The sequence below is a fragment of the Streptomyces sp. NPDC060198 genome (genome assembly GCF_042728415.1).
Lineage (GTDB): Bacteria > Actinomycetota > Actinomycetes > Streptomycetales > Streptomycetaceae > Streptomyces.
On the sequence record NZ_JBHWZJ010000215.1, the window covers coordinates 1 to 12,225 of the forward strand.

A 12,225-nucleotide genomic window follows, 5' to 3' on the forward strand; every position below is an offset into this window, starting at 1 on the left:
CGCCGGGGACCGGTGTCTCCGGATCAGTTCCGGTGGAGAAGGGCCGTCACGGCCTTGTGGAGCGCCACCTCCGGGTCGAGCTCCGCGTCCTGTGCGCGCCAGGCGACGAATCCGTCGGGGCGCACCAGCACGGCGCCCTGGGCGGAGGTGCCGTGGACGGCGGCCCAGTCGGCGCCGTCTTCGGACCGCAGATCCGCGTCGGGGCCGGCCCCGACCGTGAAGGCGTCCAGACGGATCGCCAGTCGCTTCGCCACCTGGCCGGCCGCACCGCGCCACTCCGAGCTGTTCGCGTCGCAGAGCAGGACGAACGCCTGCTCGTAGAGGTCCAGCGTGGAGATCCGCTCGCCGTCGCGGTCGAGCCACATGTGCGGGGCGCGGGTGCCGGGCTCGCCCGTCAGGCCGATGCCCTCGGGGACGACGGGGAGCTCCGGGTCGACGCCCAGGACCGCTCCCCGCACATAGCGGTAGCCGAGAGCGACGGAGAGCATGCCCCCCTGCCGGCCGCCGCCGGGCCCACCGGAAGCACCCGGACCGCCGGGACCGCCCTGTCCGCCCTGTCCGCCGGGCCGACCCTGTGCACCGGGGCCGCCCTGTCCGCCGGGCCGGCCCTGTGCACCGGGGCCGCCCTGTCCTCCGGGCGGCCCGGCGTATCCCGGGTGGCTGTGCTCGCTCGACCGGGCCGAAGCGCGCGCGCTCGTGGCCTTCGCCACCGGGAGCCGCTCCGCCTCGTACGTGTCCAGCAGCCCCGGCCCCGCCGTCCCGCCGGTGACGGCCGCGAGCTTCCACGCCAGGTTGTGCGCGTCCTGGATGCCGGTGTTCGAGCCGAACGCCCCGGTGGGGGACATCTCGTGGGCGGAGTCGCCGGCCAGGAAGACCCGGCCGCAGGCGTACCTTTCGGCGACCCGCTCCGCCGCGTGCCAGGGGGCCTTGCCGGTGATCTCGACGTCGAGTTCCGGATCGCCCACCGCCAGACGGATGTGCTCGGCGCACCGCTCGTCGGTGAAGTCCTCCAGCGTCTCGCCACGGTCGGGCTGCCAGGGCGCGTGGAAGACCCACCGTTCCTCGTTGTCGACCGGCAGCAACGCCCCGTCCGCCGCCGGGTTGGTCAGGTAGCACACGATGAAGCGCCGGTCGCCGACCACGGAGGCGAGGCGGCGGGAGCGGAAGGTGATGCTGACGTTGTGGAAGAGGTCTCCGGGGCCGGTCTGGCCGATGCCCAGCTGCTCGCGGATGGGGCTGCGGGGGCCGTCGGCCGCGACCAGGTAGTCGGCGCGCACCGTGGTGTGCTCCCCGGTCTCCCGGTCCTTGACGACGGCGGTGACTCCGTCCCGGTCCTGCTCGAAGGTGAGCAGTTCGGTGGAGAACCGCACGTCGCTGCCCTGGTCCCGGGCGTGGTCGACCAGGACGGGCTCCAGGTCGTTCTGGCTGCACAGGCACCAGCCGCTCGGGCTGAACCGGGCGAGTCCATTGCCCGGGTCGATCTCCTTGAAGAGCCACTCCTGGTCGTCGCCGGTGAGCGAACCGGCCTGGAGGATGCCGTGGTTGTCGGCGAGCACGGATGCCGCGTCCCTGATGAGCCGCTCCGCGCCGGCACTGCGGAACACCTCCATCGTGCGGACGTTGTTGCCCCGGCCCCGGGGGTGGGTCGAGGTGCTGCGGTGTTTCTCCACCACGAGGTGGTCGACGCCGAGCCGGCTCAGGAAGAGAGAGGTGGACAACCCCACCAGGGAGCCGCCCACGATGAGGACAGGCACGCGGTGGTCGACGCTTTCGTTCATTCGATTGCTCCAGCTCAAAGGCATGGGGGACGCAGTGTCCATGCCCTGCCGGGAGGCGGTCGGCGGGGCTTGTGCCGACGCCTCACCTGAACGGTTCATAAATCTGGCGCCGCCCGTACCAGCGTTCCACGATCGGTCGCGGGAGCGGTGCGCGCGTCGCACGGGGCGGGACGTCACCCACCGGCAGGCAGGAACCTGCACGACTTCCACCGACACCGGCCCACGACGGGCAGGACGGGACAGGAGAACGAAAAGCGATGACAATCCTCTCGGAACGGGTATCCCAGTCCGCCTTCGACGGTTCGAGGCTCCGGGTCATACTGCTCCTTGACCTGCACGACGGCGCCCAGAACCAGTTCCTGGAGGCGTACGAGCACATGCGCAACCAGGTCGCCTCGATTCCCGGACACATCAGCGACCAGCTGTGCCAGTCCATCGAGAACCCCTCGCAGTGGCTCATCACCAGCGAGTGGGAGAGCGCGCCGCCCTTCCTCACCTGGGTGAACAGCGAGGAGCACGTGGCGACGGTGCAGCCGCTGCACAGCTGCGTACGGGACACCCGCTCACTGCGCTTCAGCGTGCTGCGGGAGACCGGGGCCGCGTTCGAGAGCACTCCGGAGCCCGCCAAGGGCCGGCTCCAGTCCGCACCGCGTCTGGGCAACGGCGTCGTACGTCACGCGCTGACCTTCACGGTGAAGCCGGGCACGGAGGAGATCGTCGCGAAGATCCTCGCCGACTACGACTCCCCGCAGGCCCAGGTCAACGAGAACACCCGGCTGCTGCGCACCTCGCTCTTCATGCGCGGGAACCGTGTCGTGCGGGCGGTCGAGATCGAGGGCGACCTGATGGCGGCCCTGCGGCACGTCTCCCGCCAGCCGGAGGTCAGGGCCGTGGAGGAGGCGATCAACCCGTACCTGGAGCAGGACCGGGACCTGAGCGACTCCAACTCCGCCCGGCTGTTCTTCACCCGGGCGGCGCTCCCGGCCGTCCACCATGTGACGGCCGGCCGCCACGACGCCGCGGACGTCCAGCGGCACGCGCTGTTCTACCAGGCCAAGGAAGGCTGCGGCATGGCGCTGGCCCGGCTGTTCGCCGGCCAGGACGAAGAGGCCGCGGACGACGTCGCGAGCCCCGTCGAGAGCAGCACGATCTTCCAGCGCGACGACGTCGTGGTGCGGCTCCTCGAAGTGAGCGGCCCGCTCGACGCGCAGCCCACGCAGGCCCTGGGCATCGGCGGTGATCGCAAGGCGGCGATGCTCGAACGCCTCCTCGACGGCGGTTCGCAGGGCATGCCGAGAGACGACGCGGAGGCCGCGCGCTTCCTCGCCGACGCCGAGATGAGCCTGATCACCGACCGTCGGTCCGCCAAGTCCTGACGCGTCACCGGCAACGGGGGCCGGCCCCGCCCTGCCGTCACACCTCACAACGTGCCTGGAGAAGAACAGCCATGACCATCCACCGGCATCGCATCGTGGATCTCAGCGAGACCCAGCCCAACCGCAGGCGCGGCGGCGACCTGCGCGCCATGCTCACCCCGACGGCGGTCGGAGCCACCAGCGGCTTCATGGGGCTGGCCCTCGTCGATCCCGGTGACCGGATCGGCGAGCACTACCACCCCTACTCCGAGGAGTTCGTCTACGTCGTGGCCGGACAGCTCGAAGTGGACCTGGACGGCGAGACGTACCCCATGCGGCCCGACCAGGGTCTGCTGATCCCGCCGCACGTCCGCCACCGCTTCCGCAACGTGGGGGACGTGGAGGCGCGCATGGTCTTCCACCTGGGCCCGCTCGCCCCGCGACCCGAACTCGGCCACGTCGACACGGAGGTCACCGAGGCCACGGAGGCGAGCCGGACTGCCGAGCGCGGAGCGCCGCCAGAACGAACGGCGGCGTCCTCATGACCCGGCGCGTGGCCGTCACCGGGGTCGGCGTCGTCGCCCCCGGTGGCATCGGCGCCCCCGCGTTCTGGGACCTGCTCGCCAACGGCCGTACGGCGACCCGCGGGATCACCCTGTTCGACCCGTCGCAGTTCCGCTCGCGGATCGCCGCCGAGTGCGACTTCGACCCCGTCGCCCACGGCCTGGACGCGGAACTGATCGCCCGCTCCGACCGGTACGTCCAGTTCGCGTTGGTGGCGGCCAGGGAGGCGTTGGGCGACGCCGGGCTCGACCTGGAGAAGGAGGACCCCTGGCGCATCGGGGTGTCCCTCGGCACGGCGGTCGGCGGCACCACGCGTCTGGAGCACGACTACGTCGCGGTCAGCGAGAGCGGGGCGCGCTGGGACGTCGACCACCGGGCGGCCGGTGCCCACCTGGAGCGGGCGTTCGCGCCGAGCACCCTGGCCTCCGCGGTCGCGGAGGAAGTCGGTGCGCACGGTCCCGTACAGACCGTCTCCACCGGCTGCACCTCCGGTCTCGACGCGATCGGGTACGCCTTCCACTCCGTGGAGGAGGGCCGCGTGGACGTCTGCATCGCGGGGGCGTCCGACACCCCGATCACCCCGATCACGGTGGCCTGCTTCGACGCCATCAAGGCGACCTCGGCGAACAACGACGACCCGGAGCACGCCTCCCGGCCGTTCGACGCGCGCCGGGACGGGTTCGTGATGGGCGAGGGCGGTGCCGTCCTCGTCCTGGAGGAGCTGGAGCACGCACGGGCCCGCGGGGCGACCGTCTACTGCGAGATCTCGGGGTACGCCACCTTCGGCAACGCGTACCACATGACCGGGCTGACACCGGAGGGGCTGGAGATGGCCGAGGCCATCAACACCGCCCTCGCGCACGCCCGCCTCGACGGATCGCAGGTCGACTACGTCAACGCGCACGGTTCGGGCACCAAGCAGAACGACCGGCACGAGACGGCCGCGGTCAAGCGGGCTCTGGGCTCGCACGCGTACAAGGTGCCGATGAGCTCGATCAAGTCCATGGTCGGCCACTCGCTCGGCGCCATCGGGGCCATCGAGATCGCGGCGTGCGTGCTGGCCCTCAAGCACCAGACGGTACCGCCGACGGCCAACTACGAGACCGCGGACCCCGAGTGCGATCTCGACTACGTCCCGCGCACCGCACGGCCGCTCAAGCTGCGCAGTGTGCTCTCGGTCGGCAGCGGATTCGGGGGATTCCAGTCCGCCGTAGCCCTGACGCGTTCGGGCGGGAGGACCTCATGAGCGCCCCGGCAGCCTCCGCGCACCGCACCTCCGTCATCACCGGGATCGGTGTCGTCGCCCCCAACGGGACCGGCGCCGGCGCCTTCTGGAAGCAGACCCAGGAGGGTGTCAGCGTCCTCGACCTGGTCTCCCGCGAGGGGTGTGAGAACCTCCCGCTCAAGGTCGCGGGCGAGGTCAGGGACTTCGACCCGGTCGCCTTCATCGAAGAGCGCTTCCTCGTCCAGACCGACCGCTTCACGCACTATGCCATGGCCGCCGCCGATCTCGCCCTCAGCGACGCGCGGCTCGGCCGCGCCGACTACGAGGACGCGCCGTTCAAGGTGGGAGTGGTCACCGCCGCCGGTTCGGGAGGCGGCGAGTTCGGCCAGCGCGAACTCCAGCGGCTGTGGGGCGAGGGCTCTCGTTTCGTCGGTCCGTACCAGTCCATCGCCTGGTTCTACGCGGCCAGCACCGGTCAGATCTCGATCCGGGGCGGCTTCAAGGGGCCGTGTGCCGTCGTGGCGAGCGACGAGGCCGGTGGTCTCGACGCGCTGATGCACGCGGCGCGTTCCATCCGGCGGGGCACCGACGCCGTGGTGGTCGGCGCCGCCGAGGCGCCGCTGGCGCCGTACTCGGTGGTCTGCCAGCTCGGTTACACAGACCTCAGCCTCAGCGACGAGCCCACCCGCGCCTACCGGCCGTTCACCGCGGACGCCTGTGGATTCGTACCCGCCGAGGGCGGCGGCATGCTGGTGGTCGAGGAGGAGGCGGCGGCCCGCGACCGCGGCGCCCGGGTGCGGGCCGAACTCGCCGGCCACGCGGCCACCTTCACCGGCGCGTCCCGCTGGGAGGAGTCGCGCGCGGGCCTGGCCCGTGCGATCGACGGGGCACTGCGGGAGGCCGGTTGCGCACCGGAGGAGATCGACGTGGTCTTCGCGGACGCGCTCGGTGTGCCTTCGGCGGACCGGGCGGAGGCGCTGGCGATCGCCGACGCGCTCGGCGCGCACGGACGACGGGTGCCGGTGACGGCACCCAAGACCGGGACCGGTCGCGCCTACTGCGGCGCGCCGGTGCTGGACACGGCAGCCGCCGTACTCGCCATGGAACACGGTCTGATCCCGCCGACGCCCAACGTCTTCGACGTGTGCCACGACCTGGACGTGGTCACCGGGCGTGCGCGCCCCGCCGAACTGCGCACGGCGCTGGTACTGAGCCGCGGCCTGATGGGGTCGAACTCGGCCCTCGTGCTGCGCCGCCCCACCGACACCCCGCTGTGAGAAGGAGTGGTCCCCATGCCCGATCAGCTGACGTACGAAGAACTGGCCGCCCTGATGAAGAGCGGCGCCGGCCTCGACGCCGACGCCTCCGAGATGGCGAGCCGTCCCACATCGGCCTTCGAGGACTACGGCCTGGACTCGCTCGGCCTGCTGGGCATCGTGGCCGTGCTGGAGAACCGCTACGGCCACGCGCTGCCGGCCGACGCCGACCAGTGCAAGTCGCCCGCCGAGTTCCTCGACCTCGTCAACAACACCCTCGTGACAGGAGCCTGACGTGTCCGGACACACCGAGAACGAGATCATCATCGCCGCTCCGCTGGATCTCGTCTGGGAGACGACGAACGACCTGGAGAACTGGCCGCAGCTGTTCAGCGAGTACGCGGCCGTCGAGGTGTTGAAGCGGGAGGGGCAGAAGACGACCTTCCGCCTCACCATGCACCCGGACGACAACGGCAAGGTCTGGAGCTGGGTCTCGGAGCGCACCACCGACCGCCCGGGGCGCAACGTCCAGGCCCGCCGGGTCGAGCCCGGGCCGTTCCAGCACATGGACATCCGGTGGGAGTACACGGAGGTCCGGGGCGGCACGCGGATGCTCTGGCGGCAGGACTTCGCGATGCGCCCGGACGCCCCGGTCGACGACGCGTGGATGACGGACAACATCAACCGCAACTCCCGCGTCCAGATGGAGCTCATCCGCGACAAGATCGAGCAGCGCGACCGTGAGCGCCGCTCCGCGGCCGTACCCGCCAACTAGAGGCTGTCCGGTCCTCCGGCGGACCGGACAGCCCCGGTCCGCCACCGGCAACCCCTGATGCCCCGAAAGGCAGCCAGATGCACCACGCTCTGATCGTCGCCCGGATGGCTCCGGGTTCGGCTCCGGACATCGCGAAGCTGTTCGAGACCTCCGACAACACGGACCTCCCCCACCTCGTCGGCGTGCACCGGCGCACGCTGTTCCAGTTCGGCGACGTGTACCTGCACCTGATCGAGTCCGACCGCCCCCCGGGCCCGGAGATCGCGAAGGTGACGGAGCACCCGGAGTTCAAGGCCATCAGCGACCGGCTCACCGCCTTCGTGAGCCCCTACGACCCGCAGACCTGGCGCGGTCCCAAGGACGCGATGGCCCAGCCGTTCTACACGTGGCAGCGGTAGGACTCGCTCCCGCGCACAGCGAGACGCCCCGGGTCCGGCACTTCGGTGCCGGACCCGGGGCGTTTCGGTCGCGCGGCCGCTTTACGTCACGGTGCACTCGAAGGCGTGGAGGTAGGCGTTGACCGGGTGGATCTCGCCCACCTGGAGACCCGCCTCGGACATGCGCGCGAGCAAGCTCTCCCTGGTGTGCTTCGCTCCCCCGACGTTGAGCAGGAGCAGCAGGTCCATGGCGGTGGTGAACCGCATCGACGGCGTGTCGTCGACGAGGTTCTCGATGATCACCACGCGGGCGCCGGGGCGGGCCGCGGCGACCACGTGTCCGAGGGCCCTGCGGGTGCTCTCGTCGTCCCATTCGAGGATGTTCTTGATGATGTAGAGATCGACCTCGAACGGGATGTCCTCGCGGCAGTCGCCGGCCACGATCCGCACCCGGTCGGCGAGCGGGCCGCCGTCCCGCAGCCGCGCGTCCGCCCGGGCCACGACGCCCGGCAGGTCCATGAGGGTTCCCCGGACCGAGGGGTGCTTCTCCAGCAGGCTGGCGAGCACGTGTCCCTGGCCGCCGCCGATGTCGGCGACGGAGGAGATGCCGGTCAGGTCGAGAAGCTCGGCGACGTCACGTGCGGACTGCACGCTGGAGGTGGTCATCGCCCGGTTGAACACGTGGGCGGACTCGCCGGCGTCCTGGTGGAGGTAGTCGAAGAAGCCTTTGCCGAAGGTCTCGGGGAAGACGCTCGTGCCGGAGCGAACCGCGTCCTCCAGACGCGGCCAGACGTCCCAGGTCCAGGGCTCGGTGCACCACAGGGAGATGTAGCGCAGGCTCTGGGGGTCGTCCTCGCGCAGCAGCCGGGACGTGTCGGTGTGGACGAACTTGCCGTCCTCCGTCTCGGCGAAGACGCCGTAGCAGGTCAGCGCCCGCAGCAGGCGCCGCAGCGGTACGGGCTCGGCGTCCACCACGAGGGCGAGCTCGGCCGCGGAAGCCGGGGCCTCACCGAGGGCGTCCGCGACGCCCAGCCGGGCCGCCGCGCGGACGGCCGCGGCGCAGGCCGCTCCGAAGGCGAGTTCCCGCAGTCGCATGGACGGCGGCGGGGTCGGGGCGCCGGTGTGGACGTGGGGGGCGGCGAGGGTGGAGGTGAGCGATGCCTTCTCGGGGCTGGTCTCGGGGGTGGGGCTCACGGTTGTCATGCCGTCTCGTTCCTCCTGGCGCGGGGGTGGTTGGTCATTCGGCGCACATCCCGGCCGGTACGGAGGTGGCGCAGGTGTTGCCGACGAAGGTGTTGCCGGTGCCCGAGGTGTCGCGGTCGGCGAGGTCGGCCGGGCTGTTGCCGCTCACGAGGTTGTCCTGGACGGTGTTGTCGGTGTTGAGGGCGCCCACGAAGCTCTTGAGGAGCACGATGCCGCCGGAGAAGTCGGTGGCGCCCGCGTTGTCCTGGATGACGTTGGACCGCACCACCGTGCTCTCGCTGCCGGTGAGGACGATGCCGGACCCCTGGATCGCGGAGAGGCGCGGGGTCGCCGCGCAGAGCTTGTTGTTCTTCACGATGCGGTTGCCGCTGATCGTCATCGCACCGGCCGCGGGCTTGGACTCGTCGCCCACGACGAAGATCCCGCTGCAGTTGCCGGTGATGGTGTTGTCGTCGACCAGGAGGTTCCTGACCCGGCGTACGGTGACGCCGATGCGGTTGCCGCTCACCGCGTTGTCCGCGATGGCCGTCCCGCCGGTGTCCGTGGCTCCGCCCTCCTCGTTGACCGCGTTCGCGACGAAGATTCCCGCGTCGCCGTTGCCGGTGGCGGTGTTGTGCCGGATGTCGGCGCGGGTCGAGTGCTCCTGGGCGATGCCCCAGGTCCCGTTGGACCGGGCGGTCACCCTGCGGACGGACAGCCCGTCGGTCCGGGACGCCCAGACGCCGTTCTTGGTGAAGCCGGTGACGGTGAGCGCACGGATCCGGACACCGTCGACGGGGTTCTTCTCGGTACCCACGACGCAGATGCCGTTGCCGCCCGCCGCGCAGGCGTTGACCGCCCTCGGCCCCTTGGCGGCTGCGGGAGCTCCCTGGGTGGTCTTGGCGGGCGCGGTCCCGGCGGGCGCCTCGGCGGATGTGCCGGCGGGCGTCTCGGCCGCCTGGGGTGCGAGTACCGTACGCTCGCCCGTTCCGCGCAGCGTCAGGCCCGGCGTGGTGATCAGCACACTCTCGCGGTAGGTGCCGGGCAGGACGACGACGGTGTCGCCGGGGTGGGCGGCGTCGACCGCTTCCTGGATCGATTCTCCTGAGTGCACCACGTGTTCGTGGTGTCCGGACGCTGCCGTGGGAACGGCCGAGAGCCCCAGGACGGTGGCCGTGACGGCAGTGACGCCCGCCAGGCATTTCATGTGTTTTGTTCTCATGAGCCGAAGCTATGGGCGATCAACCGCCGACGCCACGCAGGGTGAGCGAGTGGATACAACGCGCGCCCCTGAATGGCTTACAGGTGCGCCCCGCCACCCCGCCCGCCCCTGCCGCGCCGGAACACCCGACGGACTCAGTGGGCGTCTCCCGTCGTGGACGAGGTGATGATGTCTCCGTGCGCGAAGTCCCCCGGCGGGATTCCCGGATGGTGGCTCCCGGACCCGGGACGCGGGGCGGAGGTCCCCAGTGCCAGCCGGGAGACGATCCGGTAGCGGTCGCCCCGGTAGAGGGAGTGCACGTACTCGACGGGCCGGCCCGCCGTGTCGGTGGTGAGGCGCTCGATCAGCAGGGCGGGCGAGAGTACCGGCATGTCGAGGACCGCGGCCTCGGCCTCGTTGATGACGGTCGGCTCGATGGACTGGACCGCCTGGTCGACGTGGACGTGGTGGTGCTCGCGCAGATGGTCGTAGAGGTCCCCCGCCTCCAGCTCCTGCGGGGTGAGGGAGGGGACGAGCTCCGCCGGGATGTGCAGGTGCTCGATCGCCATCGGTGAGCCGTCGACCAGCCGGAGGCGGGCTATGTAGACCACCTCGGCCGCGGGTGACACCCGCAGCTTGCGGCCGATGCGCGCTCCGGCACGGATCGTGTCGAGCTGCAGGAGTCTGCTGGACCAGGTACCGGCCGCCCGGGGCACCACGAAGGCCGCGTCGTCCGAGACGAGTTCCTGGGTGATCTTGGCCGGAGCCACGAACATGCCGCGCCCGTGTTCTCGTACGAGCTGTCCGGTGGCCACGAGTTCGTCCACCGCAGCCCGCAACGTAGGGCGGGACACACCGAGTTCCGCGCTGAGCGTGCGCTCCGAGGGGATGGCGTCCCCGGGCCGCCGCACCTCGATCAGGCCGAGCAGGTGCTCACGGACCCGCTCCCGCTTGAGTACGCCGCCTGAGCCTGAGGAGCTGCTCTGCATGGATCCGACCTCTCCGCCTCTGCGTCGACAACTGGTCCGGTGGTAAGCGATGAATGAGTCACCACGGAGTCTACAACGCACCCAACTGCCCATATTACTTCGAGGGTTGACGCCAACACTGGTCTATGCCACCTTCTAGCCACGCCGTTGTCCAGTTGACCAATTGGTCAACTCTCTTTCGAGGTGAATCCAGTGAAGATCCGCTTCATCCCGGCCGCGGTCGCCCTGGCGGCAACCTGTGCGCTCACCGCGTGCGACAGCTCCTCCTCCGGGTCCGACCAGTCGGACGGACCCGCCACGCTCACTGTGTGGATCATGAAGGACAGCGTCTCCGACGCTTATCTCCAGCGGTTCGAGAAGGACTTCGAGGCCCAGCACCAGGGAACCGACCTGGACATCCAGATTCAGGAGTGGGACGGGATCGGCGAGAAGATCACCGCCGCGCTCGCCAGCAAGGACGCACCCGACGTGCTGGAGGTGGGGAACACCCAGGTCGCGCAGTACGCGCAGAGCGGCGGTGTGCTCGATCTCAGCGACAAGGTGTCGGACTTGCAGGGGGCCGACTGGCTGCCCGGCCTCGCCGAGCCGGGAAAGGTCGACGGGAAGCAGTACGGCATCCCCTGGTACGCGGCCAACCGCGTGGTGATCTACAACAAGGACCTCTTCGCGAAGGCCGGCGTGACCGCGCCGCCCACGACCCGCGAGGAGTGGCTGGAGATCACCGGGAAGCTCGACAAGGGCGGCACGCAGGGCATCTACCTCCCCGGGCAGAACTGGTACACCCTGGCCGGCTTCGTGTGGGAGGAGGGCGGCGAGCTGGCGGTGAAGGACGGCGACACGTGGCGGGGCGCACTCGAAAGCCCCGAGGCGCTCAAGGGTATGGAGTTCTACGAGAAGCTCCAGGCTCTGGGCAAGGGGCCCAAGGACTCCGACGAGGCCAAGCCTCCCCAGGCGGACGTCTTCGCCAAGGGCGACGTCGCCCAGATCATCGCCGTGCCCGGCGGCGCGAAGATCGTGGAGCAGGCGAACCCGGCGCTCGCGGGCAAACTCGGCTTCTTCCCGATTCCCGGCAAGACGGCCGGGAAGCCGGGGGCGACCTTCACCGGCGGCTCCGACCTCATCGTCCCGGTCGCCTCGGCCCACCAGGAGGCCGCGTACGAGGTGATCGCGGCGCTCGCCGGGGAGAAGGAGCAGACCGAACTCGCCCGCACCATGAGCTACGTGCCCAACCGGACGTCCCTGGCCGGAGTGCTCAAGGACGACGAGGGCAACGCGGCGATGGCTGCCGCCGCCGCGCAGGGGCGCGCCACGCCCAACTCCCCCGAGTGGGCCGCCGTCGAGGCGACCAACCCGATCAAGGAGTACATGACGGCCGTGCTCACCGGGGCCGACCCGGCGAAGGCGGCGAAGGCCGCGTCCGACGCCATCAACAAGACCCTCAACCCGTGAGCCGGACAGTGCACGAAGGGGGGCGGGCATGACGCGGACCGCGGACCTGGCCGGGGCGGCGGAGACCGCACCGG

General features: G+C 70.8%; 12 protein-coding genes. 8 read left to right on the forward strand and 4 right to left on the reverse strand.

Annotated features, from left to right (window positions below; translation table 11 throughout):
- Positions 1 to 23 precede the first annotated feature (23 nt).
- Positions 24 to 1,778, reverse strand: a complete 1,755-nt coding sequence (locus tag ACFWEP_RS23285; RefSeq protein ID WP_387372475.1) for an FAD-dependent oxidoreductase — start codon at positions 1,776 to 1,778, stop codon at positions 24 to 26.
- A gap of 257 nt (positions 1,779 to 2,035) precedes the next feature.
- Here ACFWEP_RS23285 and ACFWEP_RS23290 point away from each other — a divergent pair, with 257 nt between their 5' ends.
- From ACFWEP_RS23290 to ACFWEP_RS23320, 7 genes are all read left to right on the forward strand, one after another.
- Positions 2,036 to 3,154: a SchA/CurD-like domain-containing protein gene (locus tag ACFWEP_RS23290; protein ID WP_387372477.1), complete on the forward strand. Its 1,119-nt coding sequence runs from the start codon at positions 2,036 to 2,038 to the stop codon at positions 3,152 to 3,154.
- Between the two features lie 71 nt (positions 3,155 to 3,225).
- Positions 3,226 to 3,678 carry a cupin domain-containing protein gene (locus ACFWEP_RS23295; protein WP_387372479.1) on the forward strand — a complete coding sequence of 151 codons (453 nt, stop codon included), beginning with the start codon at positions 3,226 to 3,228 and terminating at the stop codon, positions 3,676 to 3,678.
- Positions 3,675 to 4,943: a beta-ketoacyl-[acyl-carrier-protein] synthase family protein gene (locus ACFWEP_RS23300; protein ID WP_387372481.1), complete on the forward strand. Its 1,269-nt coding sequence runs from the start codon at positions 3,675 to 3,677 to the stop codon at positions 4,941 to 4,943. The genes ACFWEP_RS23295 and ACFWEP_RS23300 overlap by 4 nt, the downstream gene beginning before the upstream one ends.
- Positions 4,940 to 6,199 (forward strand): ketosynthase chain-length factor, encoded by a 1,260-nt coding sequence (locus ACFWEP_RS23305; protein ID WP_387372483.1) that lies wholly within the window; start codon positions 4,940 to 4,942, stop codon positions 6,197 to 6,199. The genes ACFWEP_RS23300 and ACFWEP_RS23305 overlap by 4 nt, the downstream gene beginning before the upstream one ends.
- 15 nt (positions 6,200 to 6,214) lie before the next feature.
- Entirely contained in the window at positions 6,215 to 6,472 is a 258-nt protein-coding gene (locus tag ACFWEP_RS23310) for an acyl carrier protein (RefSeq protein ID WP_387372485.1), read from the forward strand.
- Position 6,473: 1 nt separating this feature from the next.
- Positions 6,474 to 6,953 carry an SRPBCC family protein gene (locus ACFWEP_RS23315; RefSeq protein WP_328723157.1) on the forward strand — a complete coding sequence of 160 codons (480 nt, stop codon included), beginning with the start codon at positions 6,474 to 6,476 and terminating at the stop codon, positions 6,951 to 6,953.
- Between the two features lie 77 nt (positions 6,954 to 7,030).
- On the forward strand, positions 7,031 to 7,351 hold the full coding sequence (locus ACFWEP_RS23320; protein ID WP_387372488.1) for a TcmI family type II polyketide cyclase: 321 nt from the start codon (positions 7,031 to 7,033) through the stop codon (positions 7,349 to 7,351).
- Positions 7,352 to 7,432: 81 nt separating this feature from the next.
- On the opposite strand, the gene ACFWEP_RS23325 is transcribed toward ACFWEP_RS23320, so the two are convergent.
- The 3 genes from ACFWEP_RS23325 to ACFWEP_RS23335 form a co-directional block, all read right to left on the reverse strand.
- The gene (locus ACFWEP_RS23325) at positions 7,433 to 8,533 is read right to left on the reverse strand and encodes a methyltransferase (protein ID WP_387372490.1); all 1,101 of its coding nucleotides are present in this window, start codon (positions 8,531 to 8,533) and stop codon (positions 7,433 to 7,435) included.
- 34 nt (positions 8,534 to 8,567) lie between these two features.
- Entirely contained in the window at positions 8,568 to 9,734 is a 1,167-nt protein-coding gene (locus tag ACFWEP_RS23330; protein ID WP_387372492.1) for a nitrous oxide reductase family maturation protein NosD, read from the reverse strand.
- A 134-nt stretch (positions 9,735 to 9,868) separates the two neighbouring features.
- Complete coding sequence (locus tag ACFWEP_RS23335) at positions 9,869 to 10,702, reverse strand: GntR family transcriptional regulator (protein WP_387372495.1); 834 nt, start codon at positions 10,700 to 10,702, stop codon at positions 9,869 to 9,871.
- Positions 10,703 to 10,894: 192 nt separating this feature from the next.
- Here ACFWEP_RS23335 and ACFWEP_RS23340 point away from each other — a divergent pair, with 192 nt between their 5' ends.
- The gene (locus tag ACFWEP_RS23340; protein ID WP_387372497.1) at positions 10,895 to 12,151 is read left to right on the forward strand and encodes an extracellular solute-binding protein; all 1,257 of its coding nucleotides are present in this window, start codon (positions 10,895 to 10,897) and stop codon (positions 12,149 to 12,151) included.
- Positions 12,152 to 12,225 lie beyond the last annotated feature (74 nt).

What these genes read in the sequence shown, in the direction of transcription:
- ACFWEP_RS23285 (WP_387372475.1), bottom strand. Translation starts at nt 1,778, where the DNA reads ATGAACGAAAGCGTCGACCACCGCGTGCCTGTCCTCATCGTGGGCGGC.
- ACFWEP_RS23290 (WP_387372477.1), top strand. Translation starts at nt 2,036, where the DNA reads ATGACAATCCTCTCGGAACGGGTATCCCAGTCCGCCTTCGACGGTTCG.
- ACFWEP_RS23295 (WP_387372479.1), top strand. Translation starts at nt 3,226, where the DNA reads ATGACCATCCACCGGCATCGCATCGTGGATCTCAGCGAGACCCAGCCC.
- ACFWEP_RS23300 (WP_387372481.1), top strand. Translation starts at nt 3,675, where the DNA reads ATGACCCGGCGCGTGGCCGTCACCGGGGTCGGCGTCGTCGCCCCCGGT.
- ACFWEP_RS23305 (WP_387372483.1), top strand. Translation starts at nt 4,940, where the DNA reads ATGAGCGCCCCGGCAGCCTCCGCGCACCGCACCTCCGTCATCACCGGG.
- ACFWEP_RS23310 (WP_387372485.1), top strand. Translation starts at nt 6,215, where the DNA reads ATGCCCGATCAGCTGACGTACGAAGAACTGGCCGCCCTGATGAAGAGC.
- ACFWEP_RS23320 (WP_387372488.1), top strand. Translation starts at nt 7,031, where the DNA reads ATGCACCACGCTCTGATCGTCGCCCGGATGGCTCCGGGTTCGGCTCCG.
- ACFWEP_RS23325 (WP_387372490.1), bottom strand. Translation starts at nt 8,533, where the DNA reads ATGACAACCGTGAGCCCCACCCCCGAGACCAGCCCCGAGAAGGCATCG.
- ACFWEP_RS23330 (WP_387372492.1), bottom strand. Translation starts at nt 9,734, where the DNA reads ATGAGAACAAAACACATGAAATGCCTGGCGGGCGTCACTGCCGTCACG.
- ACFWEP_RS23335 (WP_387372495.1), bottom strand. Translation starts at nt 10,702, where the DNA reads ATGCAGAGCAGCTCCTCAGGCTCAGGCGGCGTACTCAAGCGGGAGCGG.